12 protein-coding genes are annotated in these 12,651 nt (G+C 65.8%); 3 read left to right on the top strand and 9 right to left on the bottom strand.

Translation table 11 applies throughout. The features are described from left to right. Positions 1-31: 31 nt before the first annotated feature. Positions 32-1,165, bottom strand: a complete 1,134-nt coding sequence (locus KSS90_RS14355; RefSeq protein ID WP_217866088.1) for an MFS transporter — start codon at positions 1,163-1,165, stop codon at positions 32-34. A gap of 103 nt (positions 1,166-1,268) precedes the next feature. Here KSS90_RS14355 and KSS90_RS14350 point away from each other — a divergent pair, with 103 nt between their 5' ends. Next, entirely contained in the window at positions 1,269-2,048 is a 780-nt protein-coding gene (locus KSS90_RS14350; protein ID WP_217866087.1) for an AraC family transcriptional regulator, read from the top strand. On the opposite strand, the gene KSS90_RS14345 is transcribed toward KSS90_RS14350, so the two are convergent. The 5 genes from KSS90_RS14345 to KSS90_RS14325 all read right to left on the bottom strand — a co-directional run bounded on the left by KSS90_RS14345 (position 2,035) and on the right by KSS90_RS14325 (position 6,029). Continuing rightward, the gene (locus tag KSS90_RS14345) at positions 2,035-2,871 is read right to left on the bottom strand and encodes an AraC family transcriptional regulator (protein WP_217866086.1); all 837 of its coding nucleotides are present in this window, start codon (positions 2,869-2,871) and stop codon (positions 2,035-2,037) included. The genes KSS90_RS14350 and KSS90_RS14345 overlap by 14 nt on opposite strands. Beyond that, positions 2,868-3,182, bottom strand: coding sequence for an AzlD domain-containing protein (locus KSS90_RS14340; RefSeq protein ID WP_023632701.1), 315 nt, complete (start codon positions 3,180-3,182; stop codon positions 2,868-2,870). The genes KSS90_RS14345 and KSS90_RS14340 overlap by 4 nt, the downstream gene beginning before the upstream one ends. Further along, a complete protein-coding gene (locus KSS90_RS14335) occupies positions 3,179-3,877 on the bottom strand; it encodes an AzlC family ABC transporter permease (RefSeq protein WP_217866085.1) in 699 nt (232 codons plus the stop codon). Before KSS90_RS14335 ends, KSS90_RS14340 begins: the two co-directional genes overlap by 4 nt. Before the next feature lie 128 nt (positions 3,878-4,005). Further along, a complete protein-coding gene (locus tag KSS90_RS14330; protein ID WP_217866084.1) occupies positions 4,006-5,292 on the bottom strand; it encodes a sensor histidine kinase in 1,287 nt (428 codons plus the stop codon). Further along, positions 5,289-6,029, bottom strand: coding sequence for a response regulator (locus tag KSS90_RS14325; protein WP_217866083.1), 741 nt, complete (start codon positions 6,027-6,029; stop codon positions 5,289-5,291). Before KSS90_RS14325 ends, KSS90_RS14330 begins: the two co-directional genes overlap by 4 nt. A 220-nt stretch (positions 6,030-6,249) precedes the next feature. On the opposite strand from KSS90_RS14325, the gene KSS90_RS14320 reads away from it, so the two are divergent. Beyond that, positions 6,250-6,525: a DUF2790 domain-containing protein gene (locus KSS90_RS14320; RefSeq protein WP_217866082.1), complete on the top strand. Its 276-nt coding sequence runs from the start codon at positions 6,250-6,252 to the stop codon at positions 6,523-6,525. Beyond that, positions 6,515-7,060, top strand: a complete 546-nt coding sequence (locus KSS90_RS14315; RefSeq protein ID WP_172670895.1) for a thioredoxin family protein — start codon at positions 6,515-6,517, stop codon at positions 7,058-7,060. The genes KSS90_RS14320 and KSS90_RS14315 overlap by 11 nt, the downstream gene beginning before the upstream one ends. A 45-nt stretch (positions 7,061-7,105) precedes the next feature. On the opposite strand, the gene KSS90_RS14310 is transcribed toward KSS90_RS14315, so the two are convergent. From KSS90_RS14310 to KSS90_RS14300, 3 genes are all read right to left on the bottom strand, one after another. Continuing rightward, a complete protein-coding gene (locus tag KSS90_RS14310; protein ID WP_217866081.1) occupies positions 7,106-8,113 on the bottom strand; it encodes a GlxA family transcriptional regulator in 1,008 nt (335 codons plus the stop codon). 130 nt (positions 8,114-8,243) lie between these two features. Beyond that, the gene (locus tag KSS90_RS14305; protein WP_217866080.1) at positions 8,244-10,706 is read right to left on the bottom strand and encodes a TonB-dependent siderophore receptor; all 2,463 of its coding nucleotides are present in this window, start codon (positions 10,704-10,706) and stop codon (positions 8,244-8,246) included. A gap of 228 nt (positions 10,707-10,934) precedes the next feature. Beyond that, on the bottom strand, positions 10,935-12,599 hold the full coding sequence (locus KSS90_RS14300) for a cyclic peptide export ABC transporter (protein WP_217866079.1): 1,665 nt from the start codon (positions 12,597-12,599) through the stop codon (positions 10,935-10,937). Positions 12,600-12,651 lie beyond the last annotated feature (52 nt).

The raw sequence follows: 12,651 nt of genomic DNA, 5'->3' as shown, positions 1-12,651 counted from the left end.
GTGAGTGTAGCAGCGCCTGCACCCGACGGTGTCAGCCGCGCAGATAGCGCAAATAGCCCAGGCTCAGCACGCAGATGGCGAGCGCGATCAGCAGCAACGCTGGCGCCAGCATCTGCAGCATGCCGACCAGCAGCAGCCCCACGCCGATCTGCAGGTAATACAACAGGCCGAACAAGGCTGCTGCCGTACCCCGGCAATCGGCGTATGCCACCAGTGCCGAGCCGAGCAGCAAGGGGATGGCCATGGCGAACGCGACCATCACCAAGGCCATTGGCGCGACGAACCACGGTGATTCACCGATTGCCATCATGCCCAGCGCGCCGAGCACGAGCAGCAGCGTGGCAACCTTCATCAGGGTGGAGGCCGCGACTGCGCGCCCGAGCAGCAGGGCGTTGAGCCTGGCGCCAGCCAGCGAGCCGAAGGCCAGTGCCACACCCGAATAGCCCATCCACTGTGCCTGCCCCAGGCGTTCGAAGACGAACGGTGCCAGGCCGTACCAGGCGAACACGGCGATATTGAACAAGGCCACCAGCGCACTGGCCAGCAGCACCCGGCGGTCCGCCAGCAGGCGCGCCAGCACCCGCCACAACGGTGTCAGTGTGGGCGCGGCGGCCTGGGTCTCGGGCATCGCCTGCCAGCCCCAGGCCAGCAGTATCGAGGCCAGGATCAGCTGTGCGGCCAGCACGCCGCGATAACCGAATGCCTGGTCCAGCCAGCCGCCACCGAGCATGCCCAGTGCGGGGCTGATGGCCAGGCAGGCGCCGATCAGCGAGAACACCCGGGCCAGTTCCGCGCCGGTGTAGCGGTCGCGCAATGCGGTCTGGGTCACCACCGAACCGACCGCGGCGGCGAAGGCGGCGAGCATCCGAGCCGCCAGCAACTGGCTGAAGTCGCTGGCCAGTAGTGCTGCCAGTGCCGCTAGCGTATACAGGGCAAGGCCCAAGAGCATGGTCGGTCGCCGGCCTTTGATATCGCACAACCGACCCCAGAACAGCACGCCGACCGCGAATGCGACGAAGTACAACGACAGGGTCAACGAAGCGTGCGCAGCGGAAACCGCGAAGCCTTCGGCCAGCGATACCAGAGCCGGGCTGTACAGGGTTTCGGCTATCTGCGGGAACATGAGCATGGCAGTGGCGAAAGCCAGCCAATAACGATTTTGCATGGGCTTGTCCTCTGCAGTTTATTGGAGGCCCATGGTAGGGTTGGCCAGCCGTGATCCATTATCGCGATCAGGCCAGAAAACCAATGAAACAGGACAAGCTGCAATGGCATGGCTCGCACCCGATAGCGCGTTTGACCCGGACGCCTACCCTGCACCGGTGATCGGCATCTGCTCGGCCCTGGGCGACCATGACTCCGGCAACCACTGGCATATCCGAGGCCAGGTGCTGTTCACCCGCCAGGGCTGTGTGCGCATCGACTCGCCCGGTGTGCTGTGCCTGTTGCCGCCGAGCCGCGCGGCCTGGATACCGGGCGGCCTGGCGCACCGTGCGCGGATGCGCGAGACGGTGGATTACCGCTCGGTGTACCTGGATGCGACGGTGGCGGCGGGGCTGCCGGAGCAGGTGACCATCCTCGACGTCAACCCATTGCTGCGCGAACTGCTCGAGCGGATTGCCCAGGCACCGTTCGACAGCGACTGGCGACATGGAGCCAATCATCATTTGCTGGGCTTGTGTCGCGCCGAACTGCAAAGCGCGCAGCGCCAGCCGATGCTGCTCCCACTGCCGCGCGACCGACGCCTGGCGCGTCTGGTGGACGGCCTCGATCGCTTGCCGCCAGTACTGGGCGAATTGGCACGACAAGCCGGGGCCAGTGAAAAGACCATTGGCCGCCTGCTGCGTCGCGACACCGGGATGAGCTACCAGCAATGGCGCCAGCAGTGGCGATTGCTGCGGGCGGTCGAGCGCCTGGCGCTGAACGTGCCGCTGGGCGAGATAGCCGATGAGCTGGGCTTTGCCAGCGACAGCGCCTTCATCGCGTTTTTCCGTGGCATGACCGGTCTGACGCCGGGCGCCTGGAGTCGCGCCGCTACGCCAGGTTGAGACAGGCCTGGCGGTAGGCGCCCGGGGGCACACCATAGGCCTGCTTGAACTGCCGGCTCAGATGGCTCTGGTCGGCAAAACCCAGGGTAAAGGCGACTTCGAGGACGGATTGACCGCGTTTGAGCAGTTCCCGGGCGCGGGCCAGGCGGCGCTGCTTGAGCCAGGCATGGGGCGGCAGGCCGGTGGCCTGGCGAAAGACCCGGGCGAAATGGAACGGCGAAAGGTTTACTGCAGCCGCCAAGGCCTCCAGCGATGGCGGATCGGCCAGCTGGCTCTCCAGCAGCTCGCGGGCGCGGGCCACGGCCAGCGGTTCGTTGCCGGGGGCGACGGGCTCGGCGCAATGACCATGGCGCTGCACCAGGGCCAGCACCGCCTGGCGCCAGGCGGTCTGTTGCTCAAGGGCGCTGGCGCAGGACTCCGAAAGCCGGTGCAGGTGGCTGAACGAGGCGGCCAGGGCCGGGTCTTGGATCACGCTGTCCTTGAACCGGGGCAGGCCATGGCGGCCCAGTTCCAGCTCGTCGAGCACGCCGGTGACCCGTTCATGCTCAGGGTAGAAGCCGCGGTAGCGCCAGCCGGCCTCGTGGGCGGTGGCGCCGGTGTGCAGCTCGTCGGGGTTGATCAGCACCATGCTGCCCACCGGCGCCAGGTGCTCGCTGCCTCGGTGCCAGAAGCGCTGGGCGCCGGACTCGATCACGGTGAACACATAGCCTTCGTGAACGTGCGGGGCGAAGCGCTGCTGGATATAGCGGGCGTGCAGCATCTCGACGTCGCCCAGGGCGGGCGCCTGCCACAGGTGGGCCTGTTCGCGCAGGGGCGTGGTCATGCCAGCCAGCTGCGCAGGAGGAAGAAGATCAGCATGCTCGCCAGCATGCTCAGCAATACGCTGCGGGTCAACAGCACCAGGGCGATGGCCACCAGCGAACCGAGCAGGTAGGGGTTCAGCGGGCTTAGGTCGAGCTGGTGCTCGGGCAGGAAGATGATCGGCCCGCAGATCGCCGTGAGCATGCCGGGCACGGCAAAGCCGAGGAACTGTCGCGCGTTGGAGCTAAGGCGCAGGGGCAGGCGCGGTTCGAGGAAGGCGTAGCGGTTGAGGAACACCACCGCGCCCATGGCGAAGATCAGCAGCCAGATCATGAGCGACTCCCGGAGAATTTCTGGCAGATAAAGCCGGCGGCCATGCCCAGCAGGCCCGCAGCCACCAAGGCGGTTTCCCAGTGCCAGTAGCTGAACAGCACCGAGCAGAACAGCGATACCGCCACGCACACCACGGTCGGCAGGTTGCGCACCAGCGGCGCGATCAGTGCGACGAAGGTGGCGACGATGGAGAAGTCCAGGCCCAGTTGGTCCAGGTGCGGGATGTTCTGGCCGAGAACGATGCCGGCCAGGGTGAACAGGTTCCACGCCACGTAGAAGGTCAGGCCCACGCCCAAGGCGTACCAGCGGTTGAACTGCTGCTGGTCGTGATGGCTGGTGAGGGCGAAGAACTCGTCGGTGAGCAGGAAGCCCAGGCCCAACCGCCAGCGGGTCGGCAGCCCCGACAGCACCGGGCGCATCGACAGCCCGTAGAGCAGGTGCTGTGAGGTCAGCAGCAGGGTGGTGAGCAGGATCGAGAACAGGTTGGCACCGCCCTTGAGCATGCCGATGGCCACCAGTTGCGCGGCGCCGGCGAAGACGATGGCCGACAGGCCCTGGCCTTGCCAGGCGCTGAGGTTGGCCTCGATGGCCATGCTGCCTGCGAGCAGGCCCCAGGGGGCAACGGCCACGGACAGCGGCAGGATGGCGATGGCGCCGTGGAGGAACGCTTGGCGGGCGAGGGGTGGGCTGGGCATGGAAGCGGCAACGAATCGACAGGGCAGACAAGCATGCCAGACAGGTCAGAAGGTGGCTTGAACGATCTTGCTTTCGTTGCCGCCCGTGCCGGCGAAAGGGCTGCACGGCAGCCCCGGCGGTTGTCGATTCAACGCAACTCGACCTGCGCGCACAGTCCGCCTTCGGCGCGGTTGTGCAAGGTCAGACTGCCGCCCATGGCCTGGGTCAGCTGCTGGGCGATAGCCAGCCCCAGCCCGGTGCCGCCGGTGCTGCGGTTGCGCGAGCTTTCGACCCGGTAGAACGGCTTGAGCACGTCGTCGAGCTCCGCCTCGGGGATCCCGGGGCCATCGTCGAGCACGCGGATCAGCGTCACGCCGTGCTCGCAGCCGACCTCCAGCTGCGCGGCACCGGAGAACTTCAGCGCATTGTCCACCAGGTTCACCAGCACCCGGCGCAAGGCGTGGGGGCGGGTTTCCAAGGTGGTCTGGGCGCTGCCGCTGCGATTCACCTGCGCGCCGCTGTCCTGGTAGTCGAACACCAGGCTGTCGAGGAAGGCGTCGAGGTTGACCCGGCACGGCGCCTCGGTGCCGCTGTCCATGCTGCGGGCATAGGCCACGCCCTCGCGCACCAGGTGCTCCATGGCGTCGAGGTCGTGCCACAGCTTGTCCTTCTCCAGCCCGTCGTCCATCTGCTCGACGCGCAGCTTCATGCGTGTGATCGGCGTTTGCAGGTCGTGGGAGATGGCGGCCAGCAACTGCATGCGTTCCTTGAGGTAGGCAGCGATGCGCGCCTGCAGCGCATTGAAGGCCACGGCGGCGTAGCGCACCTCGCGTGGGCCGCTTTCGTCGAGCAGCGGGCCGGGGCTGTTCGGGTCAAGGTCGTCCACGGCCTGGACCAGCCGGGTCAGCGGGCCGATGGCCAGGCGCACGGCGAGCCAGGTGCAGGCCAGCAGCACCGCCAATTGGATCAGCAGCACCACTGGCAGCCAGGTAGCCACAGGCATAGAGGCCGGGGTGACGTCGATGGTCAGCGGCGCGCCGTCAGCGAGGCGCAGGTGGGCCTGGAAATGCGCGTTAGGGCCGGGAATTTCCTGGAAGGTCAGACGGTAGCGGTCGCCGATAGCCTTGACGATCGAGTCGGCGGCCATCGGCGGGTTCTCGCTCGGCATGGCTTCGCCGGACAGCCCCTCGTCCAGCCGGTAGCGGTAGGTGCGCCGCTCCAGGCGCGACAGCCAGGCCGGGCGCTCGGCGGCGGGCAGGCGGTCGAGGATGGCGACAGAGGTCGACACGTCCAGCTCCAGGTTGCTGAGCATCATCGAGCGGCTGCTGACATAGCGCTCGTACGCCTGCAGGCTGAACGACAGGCCGTAGGCCAGCACCAATCCCGTGAAGAAGATCAGCGCCAGGCGTGAAGCCAGGGTGCGCGGCCACTTCATGCCGGCGACTCCAGCAATTGCACCGGCAGCGAGAATACATAGCCCTCGCTGCGCACGGTCTTGATGCAGGTGGGTTCGCGGGCATCGTCGCCCAGGCGCTGGCGCAGGCGGCTGACCAGCAGGTCGATGGAGCGGTCGAAGATGTCCGCCTCGCGGCCCTGGGTGAGGTTGAGCAGCTGTTCACGGCTGAGTACCCGCTGCGGATGGTCGAGGAATACCCGCAGCAGGCGGTACTCGGCGCCGGACAGCGCCACCAGGGTGCCCTCGCTGTCGAGCAGGTGGCGCGCGGTGGTGTCCAGGCGCCAGGGGCCGAAGGCGATCAGGCGCCCGCTTTCGCTGATGGTCAGATTGGGCGGCAGCATGCGCGTGCGGCGTAGCACGGCGTTGATCCGTGCCAGCAGTTCACGGGCGGAGAACGGCTTGGTCAGGTAGTCGTCGGCGCCCATTTCCAGGCCGATGATGCGGTCGGTCTCGTCGTTGCGCGCGGTCAGCATCAGCACCGGCGTGTTGCGGTGCTTCCCGGCGCGCAATTCGCGGCACAGCAGCAGGCCGTCGTCGCCGGGCATCATGATGTCGAGGACGATCAGGTCGACCATGTTGTTTTCCAGGAAGGCGCGCATCTGCCGGCCATCGGCGACGATGCTGGTGCGCAGGCCGTTCTTCTTCAGGTAGTTGCCGACCAGTTCGCGGATTTCGCGGTCGTCGTCGACGACCAGGATGTGATCGACATGCTCCATCGGGGTGTCCTTGTAGGTGAGGGTTGGGCGCAGTGTACCGAGCGAATCCGGGCTTGCCTGCCACGCTTTGTATTGCAGTGTATCTGGCACCGCCGTGGATACAGGAGGAAGCACGTCACAGCCTGGGTGGACACAAGCGCGATACCTGGCAGGGGTGAAATGGCTCTCGACCGGGGAGCAACGTCTCCCCAAGCCAAGACCTCGCATCAGGAGAACCATCATGACTTTCAAGACCCTCGCCAGCGCCGCCCTGTTCGCCGCTCTCGGCCTCGGCGCCATCACCGCCCAGGCCAGCAGCACCTCGCTCAACGACGCCAGCGTGATGCAGTACCGCTACGGCGACAAGCTGGATGTAAAGAAGGTGTTGTCGGTGAAGGATGACCGCAGCAACACCTGTGGCGTGGTCAACACCCGCATGGACTACCTCGACTCCCAGGGCAAGCCGCAGAGCGTCGAGTACCGTTCCTACGCCACCAGTGGCTGCCATGACAACTGAGGCGCGCGGCAAGCGCCGCCTGCTCAAGGCCGGCGGCGTGGCCCTGGCCCTGCTCGGGCTGGGCCTGGCCGGCCACCTGCTGGCCCGTGACAGCTATGGCCCCATGCCTTCGCTGGCCGGCGCCGAGCAGTGGCTCAACTCGCCGCCGCTGGACGGCCCGGCCCTCAAGGGCAAGGTGGTGCTGGTGGATTTCTGGACCTACGACTGCATCAACTGCCGGCGCAGCCTGCCGCATGTCAACGACTGGGCGCGGCGCTACGGCGAGCAGGGGTTGGTGGTGGTCGGGGTGCATACGCCGGAGTACGACTACGAGCATGACATCGGCAGTGTGCGGGCGCAGGTGCAGCAGTTGGGCATTGCCTATCCGGTGGCGGTCGATAACGGCTACCGGATCTGGAACGCCTGGGGCAACCAGTTCTGGCCGGCGCACTACTTCGTCGACCGCAAGGGGCAGGTGCGCCATGTGCACTTTGGCGAAGGCGATTATGCAGGGCAGGAGCGGGTGATCCAGGCATTGCTCGATGAGCAGGGCTGACCCGTTGACCGCTCCGGCCCTATCGCGGGGCAAGCCCAGGCAGCATCATTCGCCTAGCCGCTGCTCCCGCGACGGCGGATAGCCGAAGTACGCCGCATAGCACTTGCTGAAATGCGATACCGAAACGAAGCCGCAGGCCACCGCTACCTCCATCACCGACAGGTCTGAATACTGCAATAGCCGCCGGCTCTTGGTGATGCGCAGCTCCATGTAGTAGCGCCTGGGCGAGGTGCCCAACTGGGCCTGGAACAAGCGATCTATCTGCCGGCGCGAGCGCCCGGAGTAGGCGGCCAGCTGGTCGAGGCTGAGGGTTTCCTCGAGGTTGTTTTCCATCAGCTCGACGATGGTGCGCAGGTGCAGGCTCATGGACTTCTTCGCCCCAGGCCCGACCTGGCGATAGCGCGCGCCGGAGAACGACAAAATCTCCTCGACGCCTTCGGCCAGGGCATCGCCGTACAGGCGCCGCACCAGCCCAAGCATCAGCTCCATGGCGCCATTGGGGCTGGCGGCGCTCAGACGGTCACGGTCGAGGGTGAAGCTGGCTGGGGTGATGCGCGTCTGCGGGCTGATCTCGGCCAGGCTGGCGCGCTGCTCGGGATGTACGCTGCAGCCGTAGTCGTCGAGCACCCCGGCGCGGCCGAGGAACCAGGCGCCGTTCCACAGCCCGCCGAGGGTCATGCCGTGGTTGGCGCAGTCGCCCAGCAGGCGGTCGAGGTCGGGGTATTTCAATGGCGTGCGCAGGCCGCCGCACACCACCAGCAGGTCGAGGTCTTGCAGGCTGCGGGGATCGAGCGGGCTGGCGATCAGTTCCAGGCCCAGGTCGCTGAGCACGCGATCGCCGCCCAGCGACAGCGGGGTGGAGGTGAAGCTGTCGGCGCGCAGCAGGTTGGCGGTGACCAGCACGTCCATCGCCACGGTGAAGCTGGCCATGGAGAAGTGCTCGAGCAGGACGAAGTCGACGCGATAGGGGCGCTGGTTGCCGGCGTCGCCGGACTTGAGCCGCAGCATGTTGCTGGTGCTGGTCTTTTTGCTGAACTGACGTGGCGTGGGCACTGCGGACTCCGCTTCCTGGCTGGCGGGGTCGAGTGTGCGGTGGGGCGGGGGGAAAGACAACAGGGCGTTGGATGTCGCTGAAAACACAGCGCCCCCTCGAGAGGGGGCGCCGGTTGTTGCCAGGCGGGACTTAGAAGTCGCCGCGCAGGGTGAACATGTAGCTACGCGGAGTACCGTAGGTGGTGCCGCGGGTCCAGTAGCCCATCGAGTCGAAGTACTTGCGGTCGAACAGGTTCTCGACGTCCACGCCCACGGTCCAGTGCTCGTCGAGCTTGTAGGCGGCACGCGCGTCGAAGATCGCCCGGCCGCTGTTGTACGCCTCGTTGTAGGCATCGACGTAGGAGTTCTGCGCCGAAACGCCACCACCGACGCTCAGACGGTTCCACTCGCCCGGGAAGGTGTAGTTGGTGTTCACGCGCACCATGTGTTTCGGGGTCTGCGCCGAGATCGGGCCACCTTCGGAGGAGCTTGTGGTGTTGTAGGTGTAGCCAGCCGCCACTTGCAGGCCCGGCAGCAGTTCGCCGGTGGCCTCGGCTTCGAAGCCCTTGCTGCGGTTGATGCCGTCGCCGTTGACCCAGCAGCGGCCGGCAGAGTCCGTTGGGCACTTGCCACGGTTTGCGGGATCAGGATCTTGCTTGGCTACGTCCTCCTGCTCGATGTAGAACACTGCGAAGGACACGTTTAGACGTTTGTCGAAAAGCTCACCCTTTATACCGGTTTCGTAGTTCGAACCGACTGATGGATCCAGCACGCTGCCGCTGACGGTGCGGTAGTTGGACTGCGGTAGGAAGATGTCGGCATAGCTGGCGTACCAGGACCACTGGTCGTTCAGGTCGTAGATCGCACCGACGAAGGGTGTGAATTCCTCGTCCTGCCGGCTGGTCGTCACCTTCGGGCCGTTCCAGGCTTCGTTCTTGTACCAGCTCAGGCGACCACCGAGGACGAAGCTCAGGTCTTCGGTTGCGTGCAGACGTGTGCTCACGTAGGTGCCATATCGGGTGTCGATGGTGTCATCCATGGACTTCCAGCCGTCACGCTGCAACTCAGGGATATTGCTATGGTTGGGATCAAATACATTAAGCGGAATAGATTTAGGTAGATCTATGGTGTTGTCCTTGTCGTTCATTTTGCGCTTGGACCAGTTGGCACCGAGCGTGACCTGATGGGTCAGGCCGAATGCCTCGAAGGTGCCGTCCAAGTGGCCGTCGACGGCGTCGGAGGTAACGTCAAACTTGTGATAGCTGACAGTGTTGACTCTGGGGCCACCTGGGGCGCCGTATTCCAGCGTGGGATTATTTCTGAAATCCACGCCCCACTCGATGGCGCTACGGTTGTAGCCGCCTTCGGAGTGAGACAGCGCCAGCTTGCCGGTCCAGTTGTCGTTGAAGCGGTGGGTGAGGTCGGCGAACACCTCGTCCATGTTGGTCTGCAGCTTGGTCCAGTCCTGCCCGAGGTAGGTCGAGCGCTTCAGGTGCGGGTTGCTGCCGTCGGGGTTGTTGGGGATACCCAGCACGCTGTAGCCGTCGATGCGCGAGGTCTGGCGGCGCAGGCCGACAGCGACGGTGGTGGCATCGTTGAGGTCGGCTTCGACGATGCCGTACAGCAGCGGCCGCTTGGACTTGGTGACGTCGGTGAAGTAGCCACGGTCTTCATAGGAGGCGACCATGCGTCCGCGCAGGGTGCCCTGGGGGTTGAGGCGGCCGCTGGCATCCAGGTCCAGGCGGTAGTTGTCCCAGGAGCCGGCGCGGGTGATGACGGAGAAACGCGGGTCGGCGGTCGGGCGCTTGCGCACCAGGTTCACCGCGCCGCCCGGGTTGCCCGCGCCCACCAGCAGGCCGGAGGCGCCGCGCAGCACTTCGACGCGGTCGAAGATCGCCATGTCCGGGGTCATCCAGCCGGTGTAGGCGTAGGCTTGACCGGGCACGCCGTCGACCATGTAGCTTTCGTCGGTGAGGTCGAAGCCACGGGAGCTGAAGTGGTGGTTGCCGTAGCCGCGGTTGGCGCGGGTGATACCGGTGGTCTGGGCCATCACCTGGTCCAGCGAGACCAGGTTCTTGTCGTCCATCAGCTTGCGGGTGACCACGGTGACCGACTGTGGGGTCTCACGCAGCGATTGCGCGGTCTTGCCGATGGTCACCGCGCCAGTGGTGTAGGAGTTGCTGCCCTCGGTGGTGGCACCCAGTACCTGGCCATTGATGGTGGTGGCGTCCAGGGTCATGGCTGAGCCGGATTCAGCCGCGCCGCTGATGATCAGGGTGTTGTCCTGCACGCTGTAGCGAATCCCGCTGTTCTTCAGCAGCTCCCCAGCTGCCTGGCTTGGCGAGAAGCGACCCTTGACCGGGCTGCTGCGCAGGCCCTGTACGGTCTCGGGGCTGAACAGCACCTGCAGGTTGCCCTGGCGACCCAGCTCTTGCAGCGCGCTGCTCAGCGATTGTGCCGGGATGTCGAAATCCTGCTCCTGGGCTTGCACTTGGGCGGCGAGCGGCAGGGACAGGGCGAAGCCGAGGGTGGCCATGGCCGGCGAGGAACGCAGCATCCGGCGCAGCATCAGCGCCTTGCTCAAAGGGGTCAGTGTGTTGGCTGGTATTGGCATTTTTATGCTCTGGCTCAAGGTACGCAAAGTAAATGAAAATTATTCCGTTGCGAGTAGGACGCATGCGCATGCCAAAACCGGAAAAATATTTTCGGTTGGCAGAGGCCTGACCTGCGACTTCCCTGTGGGCAGGGTTGATTCAGCGTGCGGCAATAGGGGAACGAGCGATGCGGCGGGGAATTTACCAAGTGCGGGCGGTGGCGCGGAGCCACCGCCCGTGAGGCGGGGTCAGGCGGGCAGGGCGGGTTCCTGGTTGCGCTCGACGACGATCTGGCCGCCGTGCATGCGCACCAGTTGGTCGGCCACCGGGAAGTAGCGGTCGTCGTGGGATATGACGATGATGGTCTTGCCCTGCTGTTTCAGCTCCGGCAGCAGTTCGGTGTAGAACACGCGGCGGAAGGCCGGGTCCTGGTCGGCGGCCCACTCGTCGAACACCAGCACCGGGCGCTGGTCGAGCCAGGCATTGATCAGCGCCAGGCGCTTGCGCTGGCCGGTGGACAGGTCGGTGGTGGTGAAGCTGCCGTCGCGGATGCTCACTTTGTGGGCGATGTCCAGGCGTTCGAGGTACTTGCCGGCCTCGGGCGGCAGTTCGGCCTGGCCGGGCAGCGGCTCGTCGAACAGGTAGTAGTCGGCGAAGATGGTGGTGAACAGCTGGCGGTAGTCGTCCAGGCGCTCTGGGGTGACCGTTTCGCCATTGAGCCGCACTTCGCCCTGTTGCGGGCTGTACAGGCCCAGCAGCAGCTTGATCAGGGTGGTCTTGCCGCAGCCGTTCTCGCCGACGATGAAGACGATGTCGCCCTGGCGGATGCTCAGGTTCACCGGCCCCAGGTGGAACGGCTGGCTGCCCTCGACCTGCGGGTAGTCATAGCGCAGCTGGCGCAGCTCGATGGACTCGACGCTGGACACGGCCGGGGCGCGGTCGCTCACCAGCAGGTGCGGCTCGGGCGACGAGAAGCGCGCCGACAGCTCGGCGATGCGGCGCAGGGCGATCTGCGCGCGGCTGATGCTCGGCAGGTTGGTGATCAACTGCTCCAGCGGCCCCTTCATGTACAGCATCACCAGCACGAAACCACCGAGCACGGTGCGGTCGGTGCTCGGCCACAGCGCCTGGAAGGCGATGGCCACGCCGATGACGGCGAAGAACAGCATCGAACCGAAGGTCTCGGCGCTGACAAAGATGTTCGCCGCGCGGATGTTGGCCTTGCAGATGCGCTCGGTGGCACCGTGGATCAGCTGGTCATGCATGTGCTGGCGGCGCTTGCGCTGGATACGCAGCTCCTTGGCGCCGCCGGAGAGGGCCTGGTAGTGCTTCTGCAACTCGTCTTCGCCGTTGCGGGCGGTGAGGATGTTCTTCATGCCGAAGCGGTGGGCGAGGAACTGCGCGCCAGTGCCGATCACCACGGTCAGGGCGGTAATCAGCAGGATCTGCCAGGACAGCAGCGCCAGGTAGGCGAGGCAGCCCAAGGTGACGGTAAAGGCGATGACCATCGGCGCCACGGACAGGGCGAAGGCGCTGATGGTGCTGACATCGTTGAGCAGCACCGGGATCAGGCGGTGGGCACGGTAGCGCTCAAGTTGCGCGATCGGTGCCACCAGCACTTTGGCGGACAATTCGCGGCGCAGCCGCGCCACCACCTTCTGGCCCACGTAGTTGGTCAGCAGGTTCGAGCCGGTGGAGCAGGCCAGGGTCAGCACGCATAGGCCGCCGAAAAGCAGGGCGGTATGGGTGTCCGGCCCGCCGGCGGCATTCATCGCACTGTTGATGGTGGCCAGCAGGGCGGTGACGCTCAGGCCGCTGACCACGCCAAGGGCCGCCGAAAGCGCGACCAGCATCCAGAACGGCTTGAGTATGCGCAGGGTTTCCTGGGCGAGGCTGGGTGTCTTGAGCGTCATGGGGGCATCTCGTGAGTATTCGTTGGCGCCGGGCAGGAGCAGGTCCTGATCT

Source organism: Pseudomonas maumuensis, from assembly GCF_019139675.1.
Lineage (GTDB): Bacteria > Pseudomonadota > Gammaproteobacteria > Pseudomonadales > Pseudomonadaceae > Aquipseudomonas > Aquipseudomonas maumuensis.
This window is presented reverse-complemented; position numbering and strand designations above follow the sequence as displayed.